This is a genomic window from Vibrio kyushuensis, from assembly GCF_050337325.1.
Lineage (GTDB): Bacteria > Pseudomonadota > Gammaproteobacteria > Enterobacterales > Vibrionaceae > Vibrio > Vibrio kyushuensis.
In genome coordinates this window covers 61,374-82,112 of sequence record NZ_JAKJSV010000004.1, presented here as the reverse complement: position 1 = coordinate 82,112, position 20,739 = coordinate 61,374, and the positions used below count along the sequence as shown (strand labels likewise).

Annotated in this window: 22 protein-coding genes; 4 read left to right on the top strand and 18 right to left on the bottom strand. The window is 42.5% G+C overall.

The annotated features are described in order from the left end of the window. Nucleotides 1-65 precede the first annotated feature (65 nt). Together L4D20_RS09570 and mlc are read right to left on the bottom strand one after the other, a co-directional pair. Nucleotides 66-1,013 carry a chemotaxis protein CheV gene (locus tag L4D20_RS09570; RefSeq protein WP_428801351.1) on the bottom strand — a complete coding sequence of 316 codons (948 nt, stop codon included), beginning with the start codon at nucleotides 1,011-1,013 and terminating at the stop codon, nucleotides 66-68. A gap of 123 nt (nucleotides 1,014-1,136) precedes the next feature. Beyond that, a complete protein-coding gene (mlc, locus tag L4D20_RS09565) occupies nucleotides 1,137-2,354 on the bottom strand; it encodes a sugar metabolism global transcriptional regulator Mlc (RefSeq protein ID WP_428801350.1) in 1,218 nt (405 codons plus the stop codon). 263 nt (nucleotides 2,355-2,617) lie between these two features. Between mlc and pyk the strand changes: the two genes are divergently transcribed. Then, nucleotides 2,618-4,063, top strand: coding sequence for a pyruvate kinase (gene pyk / locus L4D20_RS09560; RefSeq protein WP_428801349.1), 1,446 nt, complete (start codon nucleotides 2,618-2,620; stop codon nucleotides 4,061-4,063). A 42-nt stretch (nucleotides 4,064-4,105) separates the two neighbouring features. Here the strand turns inward: pyk and L4D20_RS09555 are convergent, their stop codons facing one another. Together L4D20_RS09555 and cydH are read right to left on the bottom strand one after the other, a co-directional pair. After that, on the bottom strand, nucleotides 4,106-5,287 hold the full coding sequence (locus L4D20_RS09555; RefSeq protein ID WP_428801348.1) for a patatin-like phospholipase family protein: 1,182 nt from the start codon (nucleotides 5,285-5,287) through the stop codon (nucleotides 4,106-4,108). Nucleotides 5,288-5,300: 13 nt separating this feature from the next. Continuing rightward, nucleotides 5,301-5,390, bottom strand: coding sequence for a cytochrome bd-I oxidase subunit CydH (gene cydH / locus L4D20_RS09550; RefSeq protein WP_428801347.1), 90 nt, complete (start codon nucleotides 5,388-5,390; stop codon nucleotides 5,301-5,303). 132 nt (nucleotides 5,391-5,522) lie between these two features. Between cydH and L4D20_RS09545 the strand changes: the two genes are divergently transcribed. The 3 genes from L4D20_RS09545 (at nucleotide 5,523) to L4D20_RS09535 (ending at nucleotide 8,145) form a co-directional block, all read left to right on the top strand. Further along, on the top strand, nucleotides 5,523-6,107 hold the full coding sequence (locus L4D20_RS09545; protein ID WP_428801346.1) for a porin family protein: 585 nt from the start codon (nucleotides 5,523-5,525) through the stop codon (nucleotides 6,105-6,107). Nucleotides 6,108-6,577: 470 nt separating this feature from the next. Next, entirely contained in the window at nucleotides 6,578-8,047 is a 1,470-nt protein-coding gene (locus L4D20_RS09540; protein ID WP_428801345.1) for a sodium-dependent transporter, read from the top strand. 2 nt (nucleotides 8,048-8,049) lie between these two features. After that, nucleotides 8,050-8,145 (top strand): MetS family NSS transporter small subunit, encoded by a 96-nt coding sequence (locus L4D20_RS09535; RefSeq protein WP_017034046.1) that lies wholly within the window; start codon nucleotides 8,050-8,052, stop codon nucleotides 8,143-8,145. Between the two features lie 79 nt (nucleotides 8,146-8,224). On the opposite strand, the gene L4D20_RS09530 is transcribed toward L4D20_RS09535, so the two are convergent. The 14 genes from L4D20_RS09530 to rpmF all read right to left on the bottom strand — a co-directional run bounded on the left by L4D20_RS09530 (nucleotide 8,225) and on the right by rpmF (nucleotide 20,694). Beyond that, nucleotides 8,225-8,632 carry a hypothetical protein gene (locus L4D20_RS09530; protein WP_428801729.1) on the bottom strand — a complete coding sequence of 136 codons (408 nt, stop codon included), beginning with the start codon at nucleotides 8,630-8,632 and terminating at the stop codon, nucleotides 8,225-8,227. Between the two features lie 140 nt (nucleotides 8,633-8,772). After that, complete coding sequence (ptsG, locus tag L4D20_RS09525) at nucleotides 8,773-10,209, bottom strand: PTS glucose transporter subunit IIBC (RefSeq protein WP_428801344.1); 1,437 nt, start codon at nucleotides 10,207-10,209, stop codon at nucleotides 8,773-8,775. A 445-nt stretch (nucleotides 10,210-10,654) separates the two neighbouring features. After that, the gene (locus L4D20_RS09520) at nucleotides 10,655-11,422 is read right to left on the bottom strand and encodes a TatD family hydrolase (protein WP_428801343.1); all 768 of its coding nucleotides are present in this window, start codon (nucleotides 11,420-11,422) and stop codon (nucleotides 10,655-10,657) included. Then, entirely contained in the window at nucleotides 11,413-12,375 is a 963-nt protein-coding gene (holB, locus tag L4D20_RS09515; RefSeq protein ID WP_428801342.1) for a DNA polymerase III subunit delta', read from the bottom strand. The genes L4D20_RS09520 and holB overlap by 10 nt, the downstream gene beginning before the upstream one ends. Further along, entirely contained in the window at nucleotides 12,376-13,011 is a 636-nt protein-coding gene (gene tmk, locus L4D20_RS09510; protein ID WP_428801341.1) for a dTMP kinase, read from the bottom strand. Then, on the bottom strand, nucleotides 13,008-14,024 hold the full coding sequence (gene mltG / locus L4D20_RS09505; protein ID WP_428801340.1) for an endolytic transglycosylase MltG: 1,017 nt from the start codon (nucleotides 14,022-14,024) through the stop codon (nucleotides 13,008-13,010). Before mltG ends, tmk begins: the two co-directional genes overlap by 4 nt. Next, nucleotides 14,021-14,824, bottom strand: coding sequence for an aminodeoxychorismate lyase (gene pabC / locus L4D20_RS09500; protein WP_428801339.1), 804 nt, complete (start codon nucleotides 14,822-14,824; stop codon nucleotides 14,021-14,023). The genes mltG and pabC overlap by 4 nt, the downstream gene beginning before the upstream one ends. 103 nt (nucleotides 14,825-14,927) lie before the next feature. Beyond that, complete coding sequence (gene fabF, locus L4D20_RS09495) at nucleotides 14,928-16,169, bottom strand: beta-ketoacyl-ACP synthase II (RefSeq protein ID WP_428801338.1); 1,242 nt, start codon at nucleotides 16,167-16,169, stop codon at nucleotides 14,928-14,930. A 91-nt stretch (nucleotides 16,170-16,260) separates the two neighbouring features. Beyond that, a complete protein-coding gene (gene acpP, locus L4D20_RS09490) occupies nucleotides 16,261-16,494 on the bottom strand; it encodes an acyl carrier protein (RefSeq protein ID WP_012603569.1) in 234 nt (77 codons plus the stop codon). A 236-nt stretch (nucleotides 16,495-16,730) separates the two neighbouring features. Then, nucleotides 16,731-17,465 carry a 3-oxoacyl-ACP reductase FabG gene (gene fabG, locus L4D20_RS09485; RefSeq protein WP_428801728.1) on the bottom strand — a complete coding sequence of 245 codons (735 nt, stop codon included), beginning with the start codon at nucleotides 17,463-17,465 and terminating at the stop codon, nucleotides 16,731-16,733. Nucleotides 17,466-17,509: 44 nt separating this feature from the next. Continuing rightward, nucleotides 17,510-18,436: an ACP S-malonyltransferase gene (gene fabD, locus L4D20_RS09480; RefSeq protein WP_428801337.1), complete on the bottom strand. Its 927-nt coding sequence runs from the start codon at nucleotides 18,434-18,436 to the stop codon at nucleotides 17,510-17,512. Between the two features lie 96 nt (nucleotides 18,437-18,532). Next, entirely contained in the window at nucleotides 18,533-19,483 is a 951-nt protein-coding gene (locus tag L4D20_RS09475; protein WP_428801336.1) for a beta-ketoacyl-ACP synthase III, read from the bottom strand. A 5-nt stretch (nucleotides 19,484-19,488) separates the two neighbouring features. Further along, complete coding sequence (gene plsX / locus L4D20_RS09470) at nucleotides 19,489-20,514, bottom strand: phosphate acyltransferase PlsX (RefSeq protein ID WP_428801335.1); 1,026 nt, start codon at nucleotides 20,512-20,514, stop codon at nucleotides 19,489-19,491. 9 nt (nucleotides 20,515-20,523) lie between these two features. Continuing rightward, a complete protein-coding gene (gene rpmF / locus L4D20_RS09465) occupies nucleotides 20,524-20,694 on the bottom strand; it encodes a 50S ribosomal protein L32 (RefSeq protein WP_004737376.1) in 171 nt (56 codons plus the stop codon). Nucleotides 20,695-20,739 lie beyond the last annotated feature (45 nt).

Sequence of the window (20,739 nt, the reverse complement as noted above, 5' to 3'; positions counted from 1 at the left end):
TTGAAACCTTTTAAATTGTAGCAAAATTGATGAACTAGCTTCCAAAAACAGATAAAAACTGAGATCTAACCGGATAAAACATTTCGTAATCTGTCCTGAGCAACTTGTACTAACAAGTCAGGTTGAAACTTGGAGATGAAACGATCACACCCAACTTTTTCCACCATAGCCTCGTTAAAATTACCACTTAGAGAAGTATTAAGAGTAATGTACAAATCCTTCATTCTTGGGTCATTTCGAACTTCATAAGTCAATTTATACCCATCCATTTCGGGCATTTCAGCATCGGTGATCATCAAGAGTAGCTCAGAATAAATGTCTTTCCCCTCATCACACCAAGACTTAAGTAAATTCAGTGCTTCAAGACCATCGCTACATTCAATGATATTAAGCCCTAGCTGAGAGAGCGTCCCCTTTACTTGGTTACGTGCAGTTGAAGAATCATCAACAATCAGCACATTGCGTCCGATCATTTGCGATGCAAGATCCTCATCTAGGATACCTTCAGAAATAGACACATCGTAATCAATGATTTCTGCCAATACTTTTTCGACGTCAATGATCTCAACAATATGAGAGCGGTCATCTTCCTCAACATGGGTAATTGCGGTTAAATAATTGGCTCGGCCTGTCGTTTTTGGTGGTGGCTGGATTTCAGTCCACGCGGTATTCACAATATTACGAACTTGCCCAACCAAAAATCCCTGTGTTGAACGATTGTATTCAGTAATGATCAGGTTTTGTTCCTGACAGTCATCTTTCGCAGGAGGGAAACCAATAGCACTTCGAAGATCAATCACAGGGACAGACTCACCACGAAGTGAGGCAACACCAGTAATATTATGATGAGACCCTGGCATCTTGGTCATAACAGGCACCTTAAGTACCTCTTTGACCTTAAAGACATTAATGGCAAAAATCTGACGGCTATTTAAGCTGAACAACAACAGCTCTAGACGATTTTCACCGACTAAATTGGTACGTTGGTCAACTGAATTAAGAACTCCGGACATACATTCTCTCGGGATTACTGGCCTATAAATAACATAGTCCATAGTGTAGTGCTTAGACAAAAAATAAACCCACATAACAGAGATGTTATGTGGGTTTATTTTCAATATGTAGTGTTGAACTGCCTAACCTTCAATAACTTTCATTAAAAGTAGCCCATCAAAAAGAGCCTGTTTTACCAGTGCTGCTCCGGGCATCGTGGCTTGCTTATAAAAACGAGATTCCACCAGCTCTAAGTCTTGGTGGTATACCGGTAAGCTTTGCTCTTTAATGCAGGTTAAAACGGCGGGATAAAGCACACTTTTGGCTTGATTAATAACGCCACCAATCAAGATTTTTTCTGGATTAAACAGGTTAATAACAATAGCAATTGCAGCGCCTAAATAACGCCCCAGTTTCTCGATAACATCAACCGCAAGCGCATCACCTTCTGCCGCCGCAGAACAAATCGATTCAATGGTCATCTCTTCGAGGCTGCTCAAAACAGACTCTTCACCGTTTTCGATGCGCTTCGCCACTTCTTCACGAATCGCTTGAGAGCTCGCGACCGTTTCTAAACAACCTTTATTTCCGCAGTGACACTGTTTTCCATTAGGATCAATCTGAATATGGCCTAACTCACCAATGTTGCCATGACGACCTTGCAAAACTCGGCCATCAAGAATTATTCCGGCACCTAAGCCGTGGTGGATTGAAATCAAAACAGAATTGTCATTATCTTGAGAGTGACCGAACAGCTTCTCAGCTAGCGCCCATGCTCGTGTGTCATTCGCAACAAAAACTGGCAGCCCAGTCGCTTTGTAGATCTCTGGGCCTAGTGCCAAGTTTTTCACGTTGTAGTGCGGCATCTGCAACACGATACCATCTTCAGAGTTCACCAAACCAGGTAGAGTAATAGCGATACTCGTCACCCTATCTAGCTGATCTGAATAGGTTTGAAAAAATTCATCAATTTCATGCAATAACCGAGCTAATACATCTTCTTGGTCAAGTTCATGAATGTCGATTTTGGTATCAATAAGAACATCACCGCCTAATTCATGAAGTGCAATCGTCAAATAGCCACGACCTAATCGCATCGACAAAAACTGCCAACCTTGATTATTCACTTGCAGACCAACCGCAGGACGCCCACGACTAGTCGACTCCTGAACCGTTGTTTCATGAATAAGATGAGACTCTATTAACTCACGTGTGATTTTTGTAATACTTGCAGGTGCAAGTGAGCTCTCTTTCGACAGATCGATTCGAGAGATGGGACCTTTTTGGTCTATGAGTTTATAGACTCGACCAGCATTGACTTGCTTAATATGATCAATGTGACCGGGTTGGGCGATGTACATGATGTACTCCAAAATTCAACAACATATTAATTTTTTTACTTTGCGAAGTAATTGTGAAGTGCTTTGATATATTGCCGTGACAAGCATCACGTAGAAACATTCATCTTTGCGGAAGATGTCGAATTGTAGAGTAAAAATCATAGAAATCTTTTTTATTGTCGCGAACTAATTCATCGCTCTATGTGGGATTGTGAGGGATCCGTCACCCCAAATTATCAACACCGCATATACTAAGAAAGCTATCTGCAATCTAGGAGAACAGGATGACCCCAGCAACACGAAGAACAAAAATTGTAACTACCCTTGGCCCTTCCACTGATAAAGACGATAACTTACTCCAAATTATTAAAGCGGGTGCCAATGTCGTCAGAATGAACTTTTCTCATGGCACCGCAGAAGATCATAAAAATAGAGCCGCAAAAGTGCGAGCAATTGCTGCTAAATTGGGCATTCATATTGCGGTATTAGGTGACTTACAAGGGCCTAAAATTCGTGTTTCAACCTTCAAAGATGGAAAAATAGAATTAGAGCCGGGTGACCGTTTCACTTTAGACAGCGACCTTGGCCTTGGCGAAGGCGATAAAGAGTCCGTTGGGCTAGATTACAAAGAGCTTCCCAATGATGTTGTCCCTAATGATCTATTACTTCTTGATGACGGTCGAGTTCAATTAAAAGTCGTCTCAGTTGAGGGAAACCGCGTTCATACCATCGTCACCATAGGCGGTCCTCTATCGAACAACAAAGGGATCAACAAAAAAGGCGGCGGGCTTTCAGCCGATGCATTAACAGAGAAAGACAAACGAGACATTCTTCTTGCCGCTGAACTCAAAGTTGATTATCTGGCGGTATCTTTCCCCCGAAATGGCGAAGATATGAAATACGCCCGACGTCTAGCTCGAGATGCGGGACTTGAAGCAAACCTTGTCGCCAAAGTGGAACGAGCAGAGACCGTAGCAACAATAGAAAATATGGATGACATCATCATGGCGTCAGATACCGTCATGGTAGCCCGTGGAGACCTCGGTGTTGAAATTGGTGACCCTGAGTTAGTCGGTGTGCAAAAACAGCTTATACAGCGTGCTAGAGCCCTTAATCGCACGGTTATTACCGCAACTCAGATGATGGAATCGATGATTTACGCTCCTATGCCAACTCGAGCAGAAGTGATGGATGTGGCCAACGCCGTATTAGATGGAACCGATGCTGTTATGCTTTCGGGGGAAACCGCCGCCGGTGCTTACCCTGTTGAAACGGTTAAATCAATGGCAGAGGTCTGTGTTGGGGCAGAGAAAAAGGCACTCGAAAACACGTCAAGCTACCGCATTGATAAAACCTTCATGACTGCGGAAGAGACAATCTCGATGGCGACAATCTACTCTGCCAACCACATGGATGGTATTAAAGGCATGGTAGCATTGACTGAATCGGGCCGAACCGCACTGATGATGTCGAGATTAAACTCTGGCTTGCCTATTTTTGCTCTATCGCGAAACGAAGGCACGCTTAACCGCTGCAGCATGTACCGTGGAGTGACCCCATTGTATTTTGATACTTCCGCTGAATCCGGTGTCGATATTGCGATTGAAGCACTTAAATCACTCAAAGAGCGTAAGCTTGTCGAATTTGGTGATATTTTGATTATGACTCAGGGTGATATCATGGATGTTGCAGGTTCCACAAACTGTCTAAGAATATTGCCGGTTACTTAGTATCACTAGTTCAGGTCATCGAAGCTTAATAGGTCTTAGAGCTTAATCAAAATTATAATGCAGGGGCTCATTCATTGAGCCTCTCTTGTTTTCAGCATTCAGTTCTACTTTGGTATACATGTCGACAAACTGATACCCAGCATCAAGACCCAATTGATAATCATGAAGAAGATCTTCTTTACTGCTCATAAGCGAATTGGATTTAAGCGGACTATCTGGTTTTATCTGGACAATAAAGCAATCATCCGGCGGGTGATGTAGAAAGTCTTGTGTTAATGAATACGTTTGATAATGCGCCATCAGCATGTCAGCGAGACCTGAATCAAATTTGTCGCCAATCAGGTGACTCAATCGATAAATGTCATCGGCCCCAAATAACCAGCGGCCCCCATTAATTGACTCTAAATGACGATGCTCATGTTTTTGTTGTTTAGACTTCAATACCTGTTGCTGAAAAAAACCATTCCAATCTAATTTCCACTGTCCTACTTTTTCCTGCCACTGCTCTTGGATTGAGTTTAGCGATTCTCGATACCACTGAATATCGGCAGGTGACGTTAGAATTTCAGAGTCAGCCTCAAGATCAGCGCCTTCGGTTCGAATTACAATGATACAACGAGCTTCATTTCGCCAAGCTTGTTGAACAGGAATAGCGGCAGAAACGCCACCATCCACATACCCTTCACCTTCAATCTCGACTTCATGAGGATATAAACGCGGTATTGCACAGGTTGCCACCATCACTTTATACCAATCTTCATTAAGCATAGGTAAGTAATGATCATGCAACGTCGTTCCATGAGTCACCGCAGCAAAAGCTCTACGTTCACCCAATATTTTTCGACCCATATCGATATCGAGTTTATACGGGTAGCTGCTAATACTGTCGAGCGCCCATTCAATGCCTAGATATTGCTTACGACGGATATAGTGAAACAGATTAAAAAAACGAGAGTCTGTGGTGAGTTCAACTAGAAAGGAGTGACCTAACCCTTTCTGCCGACAAAGAAAGGCACACAAGTTTAAAGCGCCTGCTGATGTACCATAAAATTCATGAAATGGATCGAAATTCGACACTAGAAACGCATCAAGAACACCAGAAGTAAAAATACTTCTCTGCCCTCCTCCTTGTGCAACAAGCGCGTGTTTTCCACCGATGTATTGAGAAAGCTGATGAGCATCAACTTGATCTGATAAATTGGTAATAACACCACTGTTTTTCATAGATAACACCCCACTAGTGAGTGACGACAATTGCTCCAAACATCAATAAAACAGTAAAAACAATCACCGTGATAAGAAGCGAGTACTTTAAGTCTTGTTCCATAAATTCCACCTTGTGTATATTAAAGTAATAACAGCAGTGTGAAGCATCTTCAAATTATGTGCATTTTCCGTGCACAATTATGCCATTAGCTTCACACTTGGTTAACTGCTTGGCCTTTAAAGGAACATCGTTATGAACCATAAAATTATCGCTACAGGATTATGTACTCTGTTCGCTAGCACATTTGTCCATGCAGATTTCTACCTTACGCCATGGATCGGTTATACAGGAGGTGGCTCTGTGGTCGACCAAGATGAGGTCGAATATGACCTTAAGGGCTCTGAGAGCTATGCACTCACGCTTGAAACAACGCTAGATAAAGGCCGGATCGGCCTATTCTATGGCCAACAAAATAGCAGCATTGAAAAGCTCAACGAAAAAAGTGCCATCAAATATTTGCACTTTCAAAGCAGCATTTATTACCCCGTCCAAGATAAATTCAAAACATATGTTGGTGTAGGCCTTGGAGCATCATATGTTGATGTTGATTGGGCTGATGACAAATACGGCTTCTCTGCCAGTATGTTTGGTGGATTCGAGTATGAAATTAGCGATACCATCTCACTCAATAGCCAACTTCGCTGGTTAGGTACTGTAGTCGACAACGAAACTACGGGGATATGTAATCTTCCAACGTCTGAAAGCTGTACCATCCACTTTAAAACCGATTGGATGAACCAATTCTCTGCAAATATTGGATTAGTAGTTCGTTTCTAGCTAACTCTAGCTGCAGCACGTTAATCTTAATAAATGGCTAGATTATAGTCATACATTCTTATGATTAAATTAGTTGTATAATTCAGTTTTATTTTTAAAATCAGCCTATAAAACCACCCATCCACACTTAGGCGACACATTACGCCGATCATACCCATAAAAATCAGCACTTTCGCAAAGCCTACGATATATTCAACTGAACATATTCTATTGCACAATAATAGTTATATCGGTAATCTCACTCTCAATGCGCAGCTGATTATTTCAGTTTACGCAAACACACATTAGACAATAAAGAACAATATTCTGAGTTTTCTTGTCGCAGCTAGAATATACATCTAGTTTATCGCTATATCACGGATGATAGAGCAATTATTCAGACCAAACTTGGTCGCAGTGTACTTCATCCTTTTATCGCCTTATCTGCCTAAGAAAAGCTTCATACCTCAGAGTTTGTAAAGGAGTTCAATATGAAGCGAGAACAATGGGGATCTCGAGCTGGATTTATTCTAGCCGCTGTAGGATCTGCAATTGGCCTAGGAAACATTTGGCGTTTCCCTTATATGGCCTATGAAAACGGTGGTGGCGCATTTTTTATCCCTTACCTTTTTGCCATGCTCACCGCTGGTATTCCATTTATGATCATGGAATTCAGTATGGGCCAAAAAAATCGCGGTTCAGCACCAATTTCACTATCTAAAATTCACAGTAAGTTTGAATGGCTTGGTTGGTTCCAAGTAGGTATTGCTGCTGCAATCGCTGTTTACTACGTGGCGGTTATTGGCTGGTCAATCTCATACTTAGGTATGTCATTTAACCAAAGCTGGGGAACCGACACTAACGCATTCTTCTTTAGCGAATATTTAAAACTTGGTGATAATTCACCTTCTAATCTTGGCTCTATTCAGTGGAAAATCGCTGGTGCTATGCTGATTGCATGGGGTGTGACTTATGCTGCCATTGTGGGCGGTGTAAAATCAGGAATCGAACGTGCAGCTAAAATCATGATGCCAGTGCTGTTTATCATGGTTATCTTACTAATTGGGCGTATGATTTTCCTACCAGGTGCTCTTAATGGGGTGAACTACCTATTTGAACCTGACTTTAGCAAAATTTGGGATCTGAAAGTTTGGGCTGCGGCTTATGGTCAAATCTTCTTCACGTTAAGTATTGGTTTTGCAATCATGCTAGCTTACTCAAGCTACTTGCCTGAAAAGTCGGACATCAATAACAACGCCTTTATGACGGTATTGATTAACTGTGGCTTCTCTATTCTTGCCGGTATCATGATTTTCTCTATTCTGGGTTACATGGCTCATGAACAAGGGAAAGAGCTTACTGATGTTGTTTCTGCGGGCGTTGGCCTTGCGTTTGTAACACTACCAGCGGCGATTAATGAACTTCCAGCACCGTACATCTTTGGTCCACTCCTGTTTTTAGCTCTAACTATTGCAGGATTAAGTTCTCATATCTCAATCATTGAAGCAGTTACATCAGCTATCATCGACAAACTGAACTGGGGCCGTAAAAAAGCAGCAACTATTGTTTGTGGTGTAGGCGCTATCGTTTCACTTGCCTTCGCAACAAATGGCGGATTGCTACTACTTGACCTAGTTGATTACTTTACTAATAACATCGGTATCGTTGTCAGCTGTTTTGTTGAGTTACTGCTAATGATTTGGGTATTCAAGATCTCTAATGTTCGTAGCTACGTAAACAAAGTCTCTGATTTTGAAGTCGGTGGTTGGTTTGAAATATGCCTACGCTTCATCAGCCCTGCAATTCTAGCAGTGATCGTCTTTAATACATTGAAAACAACACTTTCTGAAGGTTACGGCGGCTACGCTCAGTCTGACCTATTACTACTTGGTTGGGGTCTATTAGCACTGCTGTTTGTCGGTGGTGTTATTATCAACCTAACGAGCAAGAAGGAAGCTTAATTATGACAACTAGCGCAATCATTATGATGGTATTAGGCCTTGGAATCACGTGGGGCGGTGCTATTTACTGTATTCGAAGAGCAATGAATAAGCAGTAACACGCTCTTCTAAAGACAAAAGCCAGCATCATAATGCTGGCTTTTTTACATTCTGAATTCGTGTCAAAACGAGTCACGACTAGAACGCGTATTTAATACCGACCGCTGCACCAATTTGAAGCTCAGCACTTTTATAAAGGTTGAGTTCAGGGTGTACTTGAGCGTACATATCCCAGCCTTTTGGTAAATCGACCTTCAGCCCTAACGGAACACGAGCACCAAAGTCATGATCCCATTCACCCCACGCGCCTGCACCCACATACCAAGATAACGGTAAGTCTGCATCAAAGCTGCCTCGTTTGATTATGTAATCAAAAGCAGCGCCTTTGTTACCAATAGTAAAGCGATATTGGCTATCTAGTTCAACCACAACACTGAGTTGCTGATCTACTGCCATTCCCACTGAAAAGTTTGTTGAGTTAGAAGACTCTTCAGAGAGAACAGAAAAGGAAGCAACGGTTGCAAATAAAGGAATTAACTTTTTCATCATGTTCTCCAAAAATATCACCCGCATTCTATTTTGAATACCGTTCAAAATGTCAGGAGAAGGTAAATGCGAGGAAGAAACTTAAACTAAGGCGATCAAAAAAGGAGGCCGAAGCCTCCTTTTGTTAGATATGAATCGAATTATCCGTTAGTACGAATCCATTCGTCCATGTCCGTTTTCAGGTTGTCAGATTTAGTACCGAAGATAGCTTGAACGCCACCTGCTACAACAACTACACCTGCAGCGCCTAACTTCTTAAGCTTATCTTGGTCAACACTTTCAGTCTCCGCTACAGATACACGTAGACGAGTAATACAAGCATCTAGACCTGTGATGTTAGCTTTACCACCAAATGCAGCAACAAGTTCACCAGCTAGTTCTGTGCCTGTAGCAACTTCTGATTCATCATCGTTTTCATCTTCACGACCCGGAGTTTTCAAGTCCATCGCCTTAATCACAACGCGGAATACCGTGTAGTAAATTGCCGCGTAAACTAGGCCAACAACAGGGAATAGCCAGAACTTAACAGAGTTTGCAGATAGAACAATAAAGTCAATGAAGCCGTGTGAGAATGATGTACCGTGTACCATACCAAGGGTATTAGTAACGAAGAATGCCGTACCAGCTAATAGAGCATGGATGGCATACAACACAGGCGCAACAAATAAGAACGAAAATTCAATTGGCTCAGTAATACCTGTAAGGAACGAAGTCAATGCTGCAGAAGCCATGATACCCATAACCTTTGCGCGGTTCTCTGGTTTAGCAGAGTGAGCGATAGCGATTGCAGCAGCAGGAAGACCAAACATCTTGAACATGTAACCACCAGCTAATTGACCAAAGCCATTACCCGCAGCTCGAGTCGCTTCATCAGCAACCATGTAACATGTTAATACACCATTACGAACGTCACCGCCCGCTGCAGAAATACACTCACCAGCTTCGTAGAAAAACGGTACGTTCCAAATGTGATGTAAACCGAATGGGATTAATGAACGCTCAACGACACCGTAAATAGTAAATGCTATTTCAGGGCTCTGCGTAGCTGCCCAATGAGAGAACATAGCAATTACATTACCGATTGGTGGCCAAATGAACGATAAAACAAGTGCTAAGAAAATACTCATGAAACCTGTAACAATCGGCACTGAGCGTTTACCGCCAAAGAAGCCTAGATACTCAGGTAGTTGAATGCGGAAAAACTTGTTGAAAGCCCAAGCTGCAACAGCACCGACAACAATACCACCGAATACACCAGTGTTAATCGCATCAATTTCCATAACACCAGCCATTACGCTTAGTGTTTTTTCCATAATATAAAAACCGACAACTGCAGCTAAAGCAGCCACACCATCGTTCTTAGCAAAGCCAAGTGCTACACCTACAGCAAACAGTAAACCCATGTTACCGAAAACTGCATCACCAGCATTCATCATTATCTGAGAAACAATCTCAGGAAGAAATGAAAAGTTAGCAGCACCAACGCCCAGAAGAATACCCGCTACAGGCATTACAGAAACTGGCAGCATTAGCGATTTGCCGACTTTTTGCAAACTTGCAAAAAGGTTATTAAACATAATTGTGCTCCTGAATAAATTATTAGAATTTTTCAAGGTGCTAACTGCATACCCCCGTAGCTTTGATGTTAGCACCCAGCGAAAATGTAACCACGTATTGCATTATATTTTTCGCCTCTAAATATATATTGATGCCCTTCATACTTTCTATACAGTTACGAAATTTAGTTTCAAAATATTGGATAGATCACAGTTAGTGATGGTCGTTAACATAGTTAAATAACACCCTATCCAATTGATAAATATAAAAATAAGATTAATAACGATTAATTTCACGAAGTAAATAAAATAGACCCGATTGTTATTTTATGTAACAAAATTACAATTCGACCAATTCATGCCTATATTTCAACATATTTCGTAAACAACGAGATTTTTGCGTGCTTCATCACTTTTGAAACAAAAAAAAAGAGCCTAAGCTCTTTTTATATTCAAGTTAAACATTCTATCGCAAAAAAAGATCGGCGAAGTTTTTGGTGGTTTTTTGCCCAACCTCTGATAGTGCAACCCCTTTAAGCTGTGCTATATAGGCAGCAACCTCGACAACATACGCTGGCTGGTTCTCTTTTCCACGATGGGGAATGGGAGCGAGATACGGCGAATCGGTTTCAATTAGAAGGCGATCCAAAGGCAAAGATTTAACGACGTCTTTAAGCTCTTTCGCTTGGCGAAAGGTAACAATTCCAGAGATAGAAATGTAAAAACCCAGATCCATAGCAGCTTCGGCAAACTTTAAATCTTCAGTAAAGCAATGAATCACCCCACCACACTTTTGAGCATGACCTTCTTTCAAAATAGATAAAGTGTCGGCCTGTGCATTTCGCGTATGAATAATCAGTGGTTTGTTGAGCTCTACCGCTAACTCCACTTGCTGAGAAAAACGCAACTTCTGTAAATCGGCCGTTTCTGGTTTGTAATGATAATCAAGCCCAGTTTCACCGATAGCAACAACTTTGTCGTGCTTTGCATACTCATGAAGAATATCCAAAGCAAAATCACTCTCTACATCTAGAGGGTGTACGCCACAAGACGCATGCACATGATCAAACGGTGCTATCATCTCAATCATATTAGGAAATGAATCTAGCGTGACACCAACCGAGAGAAGCTGAGTAACATTCGCATTTTTTGCTTTCTCAAGGACATCTTCTATTCCTGAGTGACACTCGTTGTAATCTAGTTTGTCCAAATGACAGTGTGAATCTACGAACATACTTCCTCATTAAATTTAATTAACCAATCTGAAATCAACAGCTCATGATTAAGCCCAGGGAACGTCCGTAGCTGAGTAATCAAAGCACTAAGACTTTGTGTTTGTTGATACAGTAAATCATAGCTTACATATTGTGACAGCTCATAAGCAGCAGAATGTGATGATGTTTCCGCGACCTGAAAATGCGCTTTTTGCGCCTCACAGAGTAGATACCACAACCACTGAAGCTTTTCGACTGAGCCGTCATTTAGGTTCTTACCCAATGTTAAAAAACTATCTTCACCCTTAACCATGGAAAGTATTGAAGCTTCGATCGCGTTGTAACTCTTTAGATGATCTTGCTTGATAAATGCTTCTAGCTTTAGCGGCGCATTATCATTTAAATGAGCAATATACTGAGGAACATCTTGTTTTAATCGCTCAGCAACCCACAAAGAAGCGACTTCAGAGCTTGGGGCTTTGACATTCCACTGTTGGCAACGGCTGACTATAGTCGGTAGCAACAGCTCTTTCCGCTGAGTCACCAACAAGAATAAACACTGATTTCCGGGGGACTCAAGTGTTTTTAACAGAGCATTCGCTGCTGATTCATTCATCGCTTCTGCTGGCTGAATGACAAACAGACGGAAACCCGATAACTGCGATGACTCTTGGGCAATTTGATTACATTGGCGAATTTGATCCACCGAAATGCTTTTTCCTTCCTTCTCAGGAGAGATAAAGTGTACATCAGGATGATTAAACGATTGCATCAAACTACAGCTATGACAGAAACCACAAGCTTGAGTTTTGTCATTGCTACACATTAGCGCCTGACTAAAGCGTTTAACTAACTGTTCAGCCCCAAGACCACCACGAGCAACAAGAAGTGTTGAGTTGGTAAACTGATCGTTTTCTAAGTTTCGTTGCCAGTGTTGCCACGTCTCATCTAACCAGGGGTAAAGCGATTGCATCTATGAATTCTCACCTAACCAAACCAGTAACGCATCTTTAATATCAGCGGATACCTGTTCAATATTCTGATCTGCATTAATGACAACCACACTGCTGTCTTGTGCGGCTAGCTCTAAGTACTTTGCTCGAGTTCTGTCGAAAAACTCAATGTTCATTTTTTCAATTCTGTCTAACTCTCCACGACCTCGTGCTCGTTCTAGCCCTACTCGTGGGTCTAAATCTAAGTACAGTGTGAAATCAGGCTTAAAGTCCGCTAGAGTGGTTTCTTTAAGTGCTAGCATTGTTGATGCTGGAATCTGTCTTCCACCACCCTGATACGCCTGAGAGGACATATCGTGGCGATCGCCCACAACCCATGAACCACTGTCTAATGCGGGCTTAATGACATTTTCAACGAGCTGTACGCGAGCCGCATACATTAGCAGCAACTCAGTCATATCTTGCAGTTTTTCGCCTTGATGCTCTTCTTTGACTAGAGCTCGCATTTTTTCGGCGAGAACCGTACCGCCAGGCTCACGAGTTTGAGTGATGTCAGCAATACCAGATTGACGTAATGTCGCCAAAATAGCGTTAATCGCAGTACTTTTACCTGCACCCTCTAAACCTTCAACTACAACAAATTTTGCTTTATTCATTTTTGACTTCTTATCTCTCTTAAGTAGGCTCTTACTGCCGTGTTGTGGTCTTTTAAGTTTTTAGAAAATACATGACCACCTTTACCACTTGCTACAAAGTATAAATAATTACCATCTTCAGGGTTGAGTGCTGCTGCAATTGAAGCTCTACCCGGCATTGCAATTGGCGTTGGTGGTAAGCCGTAAATGGTATAGGTGTTATACGGTGTTGGCGTTCTAAGCCCCTTTTTACCAATTCTTCCTTGGTAACTATCACCCATTCCATAAATGACCGTCGGATCGGTCTGTAGACGCATTCGTTTATTAAGGCGATTAACAAACACTGATGCTACCCGTTCGCGCTCTGACTCTACGGCTGTCTCTTTTTCAATGATCGACGCCAAAATTAAGGCTTCATATGGTGATTTCAGCGGTAAATCAGACTGCTTCTCTTGCCACTCTTCATTAAGTGCTTCGTTTAGCTTTTTATGGGCGCGCTTTAATATATCAAGATCCGTTGTACCCAATGTATAGTTATAGGTCTCTGCAAGCATCAAACCTTCAAGTTTTTCATACTCACTACCCAGCTTGGCTGCGATCTCTTCTTCACTGAGTTGACCCAGTGTATGTTCTAGATACTGATCAGACGCTAGTGCTTCAAGCCACTCATCAAAGCGTGTACCTTCAACGAAGGTGATCGAAAACTGATGCTCTCGACCCTGTATAAGAAATAACAAACCGTCTCGTAAACTTTGTTCAGGCTTGAGTTGGAACGTCCCTGCCCGGATTTGTGTGAGCTCAGGATAAAAGCGACGTACTAGAGGTTTAAATTGGCTCTCTTCTATCCAACCCTGCGCTTCAAACTTAGACAAAACACCATTAAAGCTTGTACCTGATTCAATAGTAAAAATCTGTTCAGACTCAAGGCTAAGCGGCTGATCTAGATACTGATCGACTTCACCTGTTACGTAAAAAAAAGCACCTACAACCATCGCTGTAAGTACTACTAATAAAATAAATAACTTCTTAATCACGAATTAAAATTCTCCTGAAAGTTTCGTGTATTCGACCCGATAGTGAATGTCGATTTATTAATTTTGATGATAGGAACGACCGTACAAATAGAATTTGTTATGAAGATTTCGTCCGCTTGCCTCAAATCAGTTAACGAATACTGGCCAACCTTAATGGGTATTCCCTGCTTCTTTGCACAAGTTATGACTAACTGTCTCATCACGCCAGATACACCACTATTTTCCAGTGAGGGAGTATATAGGGTGTCACCCGTTACCCAAAATAAATTGGCCATGGTGGTTTCAATTATTTGATCATGAATATCAAGCACAATGCCATCTAAAAGTCCTTGCTCATCGATATCTTGCTTTGCAAGCACTTGCTCTAATCGGTTGTTGTGTTTGTGTCCTGCTAGGATTGGGTTGAGCCCAAGTCGGCGATTGCACATGCCAAGTTCAATACCTTGCTCTGCCCATTGCTCATAATGAGTTGGATAAGCAAAATCACTGATCACCACATTCATCTCAGATATACCTAGTGAACTATAACCTCGCCCACCTTCTCCGCGCGTTATATTAAGCCGAAGTCCTGATTTTGGATCGTGTATAGCGGCATTTTTTAACCATTCGTGGACTTGCTTCCAATCCGGTTGAGCAATATTTAATAGTTCAAGGCAACGCTGCATTCGAGATTGATGTTCTTGCCAATGTTGTATCTCACCGTGAGTCGTGAGCATTGTGGTGAAGCAACCGTCTCCGTACTGAAAAGAGCGGTCAGTCAATGAGATAGTGTTACAAGGTAATCCATTTACCCAAAACATATTGATTCCCTTTATCCAGATTGACGAGATTACAAAAACAGAAACGGCTTAATGCTAAGCATCAAGCCGTTTCAATACAAGTCAATTTAAGACTTTCGCCTGTTTAGATCTTCTTAAAGATTAAACAACCGTTTGTTCCGCCGAAACCAAATGAGTTACACGCAGCGTATTCCATATCCACTTTGCGAGCGGTATGTGGAACAAGATCGATATCTAAATCGTCTTCTGGGTTATCAAGGTTAATCGTTGGTGGAACAATCTGATCAACTAAAGACAGAGCGGTAATGATTGCTTCAGTAGAACCTGCAGCGCCCAGTAAGTGACCCGTCATTGATTTCGTTGATGATACCAATACTTGTTTTGAACCAGCTTCGCCTAGAGCACGTTTAATGCCTTTAACTTCTGCAACATCGCCTGCAGGAGTTGAAGTACCGTGAGCGTTAACGTAGCCAATCTGCTCACCAGTAATACCAGCATCACGCATTGCAGCTTCCATCGCTAACGCACCACCTGATCCGTCTGCGCTTGGTGATGTCATGTGATAAGCATCACCAGACATACCGAAACCAACAAGTTCAGCGTAGATTTTTGCTCCACGAGCTTTAGCGTGTTCATACTCTTCAAGTACCATCATGCCAGCGCCATCGCCAAGAACAAAACCGTCACGGTCTTTATCCCAAGGACGAGAAGCTTTTTGAGGTTCATCATTGCGAGTTGAAAGCGCTTTAGCTGCACCAAAACCTGCCATACCAAGTTCACATGATGCTTTTTCAGATCCACCAGCTAGCATAGCTTCAGCATCACCGTAAGCAATCATACGAGCCGCATGACCAATATTATGAAGACCTGTAGTACATGCTGTAGAGATAGCAATATTTGGACCGCGTAAGCCACGCATGATAGATAAGTGTCCAGCAACCATATTTACGATTGTTGATGGAACAAAAAATGGGCTTACTTTACGGGGACCCTTTTCGAGAAGAGCATTGTGCCCTTTTTCGATTAATTCTAAGCCGCCAATACCTGAACCAATTGCTACGCCAACGCGTGGAGCATTTTCTTCAGTGATTTGTAGGCCAGAGTCATCCATTGCTTGGATACCTGCCGCGACGCCGTACTGGATAAATAAATCCATCTTACGAGCATCTTTTTTAGACATATACTCTTCGCAGTTAAAGTCTTTAACTAAACCTGCAAAACGAGTAGTAAAATTGGTAGTGTCAAAGTGATCGATATCAACGATACCGCTTTGACCGGCGAGCAGGGCTTTCCATGAAGATTCTACAGAGTTGCCTACCGGTGACAACATACCCATGCCAGTGACAACAACACGACGCTTGGACACGATATAATTCTCCGGAATTGAAATTGTTCTATGAAAGGTATAGAAATACTAGAAAAAACACAGGCGGCTAGAAAGCCGCCTGGGAGAGATATTACTGAGCGCTGGTTACGTAGTCGATAGCAGCTTGAACAGTAGTGATCTTCTCAGCTTCGTCATCTGGAATCTCAGTATCAAATTCTTCTTCTAGAGCCATTACTAGCTCAACTGTATCTAGAGAATCTGCACCTAAATCGTCAACAAAAGAAGCTTCGTTTTTAACTTCTGCTTCGTCTACGCCTAGCTGTTCAACGATGATTTTTTTTACGCGTTCTTCGAGGTTGCTCATTTTTCTTTTTCCTTTACAGATGTCGCCTAAATGCGATGATTCCGTAGTTTATTCAAACTATTGAAAGTTGCAAGAGAGACCTTGCTGGTCAAACCACAATTTTAGCGATTTTAACCGAAATTCAGTACATTTTTGACTTAAATCATGCACAACTCTTGAGCATGATGCAGTCAAGTTCTCAACAGTGTAGAGCAAGTTTAAATTTAAACTCATTCTAAATGTCAAAAACTGTGGTATTAAACCATATACATGCCGCCATTAACATGCAAAGTTTCACCCGTGATGTAAGCCGCTTCAGGAGACGCTAAAAATGCGACTGCTGATGCAATTTCACGAGGGTCACCTAAGCGACCTGCTGGAACGTTTGATAACGTGGCAGCACGTTGCTCATCGTTCAAAGCTTTCGTCATATCTGTTTCAATAAAACCCGGAGCGACAGTGTTAACCGTGATACCGCGAGAAGCTACTTCACGTGCCATAGACTTAGTGAAACCGATCACGCCTGCTTTTGCCGCTGCGTAGTTTGCTTGTCCTGCGTTACCCATTGTGCCAACAACAGAACCCACGTTTACAATACGACCGTTACGCTTTTTCATCATGCCGCGAAGCACCGCTTTAGACATGCGGAAGATAGGCGTTAGGTTAGTGTCGATGATATCGTTCCACTCATCATCTTTCATACGCATTAGAAGATTGTCGCGTGTGATACCTGCATTATTTACAAGAATATCGATAACGCCAAACTCGTCATTGATTGTCTTCAATGTTGCAGCGATTGAGTCTACATCAGTCACGTTAAGTGCAAGGCCTTTACCATTCTCGCCAAGATACTCGCTGATCGCAGCTGCGCCATTTTCACTTGTCGCTGTACCAATCACTGTAGCGCCACGTTCAACCAACAATTCTGCAATTGCACGGCCAATACCACGGCTTGCGCCTGTAACTAGGGCAATCTTGCCTTCTAGGTTCATCATTTGTTATTCCTTGTGTTCTTAACGACTAAAGCATTACTTGATTAAGACTTAGCGGCATCTAAAGATGCACTGTCATTCACAGGTGCTGCTGTCAGTGTTTTTACGATTCGTTTCGTCAGGCCAGTTAAAACTTTACCAGGGCCAAACTCTAATAATTTTTCTACGCCTTGCTCACTCATCAATTGAACGCCTTCAGTCCAACGAACTGGGCTGTGTAATTGACGAACTAAAGCGGCTTTAATTTTTGCAGGATCGGTTTCTGCTGCTACGTCGACATTGTTAATAACAGGCAACGTTGGCGTATTGAACTCAATCTCTTCAAGAGCAACGGCAAGTTTGTCTGCTGCTGGCTGCATTAGAGCACAGTGAGAAGGTACTGAAACAGGAAGTGGAAGCGCACGTTTTGCGCCTGCTTCTTTACATAGTGCACCCGCGCGAGCAACTGCATCTTTATTACCGGCAATAACGACTTGGCCAGGAGAATTAAAGTTCACCGGAGAAACCACTTCGCCTTGCGCTGCTGCTTCACAAGCTTTTGCAATTGACTCGTCATCGAGACCAATAATTGCGTACATTGCGCCAACACCTGCAGGAACTGCTTCTTGCATTAACTGGCCACGTAGCTCAACCAATTTAATTGCTTGTTTGAAATCGATAACGCCTGCACATACTAGTGCAGAGTATTCGCCCAAGCTGTGACCCGCTAGATTTTCAGGTTGCTCAAGACCAAGCTCTTGCCATACACGCCAGATAGACACTGAAGAGGCTAGTAATGCTGGTTGAGTACGGAACGTTTGGTTTAGATCTTCAGCAGGGCCATCTTGAATTAAAGCCCAAAGGTCATAACCTAGAACATCCGATGCTTCAGCAAAGGTTTGCTTAACAACATCAAACTGTTCACCTAGCTCTGCAAGCATACCGAGGGCTTGAGAACCTTGACCTGGAAATACGATAGCAAATTTGCTCATTGTTATTTTCCTTAAACATATTTATGAAAGAGAAAAGGCACACCAACGTCGGTTTAACCTCGACAAGTGCGCCTTAACCTAAAAATTATTAAGAGTTTAGAACTTAACCAGTGCTGAACCCCAAGTAAAACCACCACCAAATGCTTCCAATAAGAGCATCTGACCACGTTGAATGCGCCCATCACGAACCGCTTCATCAAGCGCTGTAGGGACAGTGGCTGCAGAAGTATTACCGTGTCGATCTAGTGTAATAACGACCTGATCTAACGACATCGTTAGTTTTTTAGCTGTCGCCGAGATAATTCGATAATTCGCTTGATGTGGTACTAACCAATCAAGCTCAGATTTATCCATATCATTTGCCGCTAAAGTGTCTTTAACAAGCTTCGATAACTGAGTTACCGCAACCTTAAAGACTTCATTGCCAGCCATATGCAACCATTTATCAGCATCGCCACCGCGCTCAGGTACACCAAGGCTCAATAACTCACCAAACTTGCCGTCAGAATAGATGTGAGTCGATAGAATACCCGGCTCTTCACTTGCGCCAATAACAACAGCACCAGCGGCATCACCAAATAGAATGACGGTTGAACGATCGGTTGGATCACACGTTTTAGACAGTGCATCTGCTCCAATCACTAACACGTTTTTACACATGCCAGTCTTAATATGCTGATCTGCTACAGATAAGGCATAAACAAATCCAGAACATGCCGCGCCAATATCAAATGCAGGACAACCCTTAATACCGAGCTTACCTTGAACTTGGCAAGCTGATGAAGGAAATGCATGGCTACTACTTGTTGTCGCGACAATAATTAAATCAATATCGTTCTTATCGATGCCTGCCATTTCAATGGCATTTTCCGCTGCATGATAAGCCATATCTGCAACCGTTTCGTCTTCAGCTGCAATACGACGTTCTTTAATGCCCGTACGAGTCACGATCCATTCGTCGCTTGTCTCTACCATTTTCTCTAGATCTGCGTTTGTACGCACCTGAGATGGCAGGTAGCTGCCTGTGCCTAATATTTTGCTATACATGAAAACTAATAATGCCTCTCGAGTAAAACCGCTTCTAAACGATCGCTAATACGACTAGGAACTTGTCGCTTGACCTCATGTACCGCTTCGCCAATCGCATTAACGACGGCAGATACATCGGCACTTCCATGACTTTTAATAACAATACCGCGCAATCCTAGCAAACTTGCACCATTATACTGGTCGGGGTTCAATGTTTTTAACTCGTCAAATAGACCTGAAAATAATTTCCTAGCCACCCACCCTTTGATGGAACTCTTCATCATGCTTGATTTGAGCTTATCGATAAAGAGTTGAGCGGTACCTTCGCATGCTTTTAAACACACATTGCCTACAAACCCATCACAAACGACCACATCTGCCGCGTCATGAAGCAACTGATTGCCTTCTATATAGCCAATGAAGTTAACAGATTGAGTTTGAGATAGCATTTCTGAGCAGCGCTTAACAAGATCGTTGCCTTTGATTTCTTCTGCGCCAATATTGAGGATAGCGACGCGCGCTGGCCTTGATAAATACTGCTCTGCTAAGGCACTCCCCATTACAGCAAACTGAAATAGGGAATCTGCATCACTAGAAACATTAGCCCCTAAATCTAGCATCCAAGTCTTGTTTCCTTGGGCTGTGGGCAACGCTGAAATTAATGCTGGTCTTTCAATTCCAGGAAGTAGTTTTAAACGAAAACGAGACAATGCCATTAAAGCACCTGTGTTTCCGCCACTGAGACATGCATCGGCTTGATTGCTAGCAACAGCATCAATCGCCATTCGCATCGACGTACCAGCACTGTTACGTAAAGCTAGAGAAGGTTTTTCGAAATTGGAAATGACTCGGTCACTATGTTCAATGATCAGGCGATCATTGGTGTCATAACCAAGTAAAGATAATTGAGTTGTGATCGAAGTCCGATCACCTATTAAAATGACTTTTAGCTCTGGGAAAGACGACAGTGCCTGCACGACGGCAGGCACTGTAACACGAGGACCGAAATCCCCGCCCATTGCATCAAGCGCAACGGTTATATTTTGCAAAGGTCAACCTTACTTGTTGATAACCTTTTTGCCACGGTAAAAACCTTCGGCAGTCACGTTGTGACGTAGGTGAGTTTCACCTGAAGTTGCATCTACAGAAAGTGCTGCTGTAGTAAGTGCATCGTGTGAACGACGCATGCCACGCATTGAACGTGATTTCTTGCTCTTTTGTACGGCCATTGACCCTACTCCTATGTAAATTCTTAAAGATACTTACTTGTTAAT

Excerpts from the sequence above, each read along its gene's own strand:
- L4D20_RS09475 (WP_428801336.1), bottom strand. The coding sequence starts at position 19,483 with ATGTATAGCAAAATATTAGGCACAGGCAGCTACCTGCCATCTCAGGTG.
- L4D20_RS09540 (WP_428801345.1), top strand. The coding sequence starts at position 6,578 with ATGAAGCGAGAACAATGGGGATCTCGAGCTGGATTTATTCTAGCCGCT.
- fabG (WP_428801728.1), bottom strand. The coding sequence starts at position 17,465 with ATGAACCTAGAAGGCAAGATTGCCCTAGTTACAGGCGCAAGCCGTGGT.
- mlc (WP_428801350.1), bottom strand. The coding sequence starts at position 2,354 with ATGTACATCGCCCAACCCGGTCACATTGATCATATTAAGCAAGTCAAT.
- L4D20_RS09545 (WP_428801346.1), top strand. The coding sequence starts at position 5,523 with ATGAACCATAAAATTATCGCTACAGGATTATGTACTCTGTTCGCTAGC.
- holB (WP_428801342.1), bottom strand. The coding sequence starts at position 12,375 with ATGCAATCGCTTTACCCCTGGTTAGATGAGACGTGGCAACACTGGCAA.
- ptsG (WP_428801344.1), bottom strand. The coding sequence starts at position 10,209 with ATGTTTAATAACCTTTTTGCAAGTTTGCAAAAAGTCGGCAAATCGCTA.
- tmk (WP_428801341.1), bottom strand. The coding sequence starts at position 13,011 with ATGAATAAAGCAAAATTTGTTGTAGTTGAAGGTTTAGAGGGTGCAGGT.
- cydH (WP_428801347.1), bottom strand. The coding sequence starts at position 5,390 with ATGGAACAAGACTTAAAGTACTCGCTTCTTATCACGGTGATTGTTTTT.
- L4D20_RS09530 (WP_428801729.1), bottom strand. The coding sequence starts at position 8,632 with ATGAAAAAGTTAATTCCTTTATTTGCAACCGTTGCTTCCTTTTCTGTT.
- acpP (WP_012603569.1), bottom strand. The coding sequence starts at position 16,494 with ATGAGCAACCTCGAAGAACGCGTAAAAAAAATCATCGTTGAACAGCTA.
- fabD (WP_428801337.1), bottom strand. The coding sequence starts at position 18,436 with ATGAGCAAATTTGCTATCGTATTTCCAGGTCAAGGTTCTCAAGCCCTC.
- L4D20_RS09520 (WP_428801343.1), bottom strand. The coding sequence starts at position 11,422 with ATGTTCGTAGATTCACACTGTCATTTGGACAAACTAGATTACAACGAG.
- L4D20_RS09570 (WP_428801351.1), bottom strand. The coding sequence starts at position 1,013 with ATGTCCGGAGTTCTTAATTCAGTTGACCAACGTACCAATTTAGTCGGT.
- L4D20_RS09555 (WP_428801348.1), bottom strand. The coding sequence starts at position 5,287 with ATGAAAAACAGTGGTGTTATTACCAATTTATCAGATCAAGTTGATGCT.
- L4D20_RS09535 (WP_017034046.1), top strand. The coding sequence starts at position 8,050 with ATGACAACTAGCGCAATCATTATGATGGTATTAGGCCTTGGAATCACG.
- rpmF (WP_004737376.1), bottom strand. The coding sequence starts at position 20,694 with ATGGCCGTACAAAAGAGCAAGAAATCACGTTCAATGCGTGGCATGCGT.
- pabC (WP_428801339.1), bottom strand. The coding sequence starts at position 14,824 with ATGTTTTGGGTAAATGGATTACCTTGTAACACTATCTCATTGACTGAC.
- pyk (WP_428801349.1), top strand. The coding sequence starts at position 2,618 with ATGACCCCAGCAACACGAAGAACAAAAATTGTAACTACCCTTGGCCCT.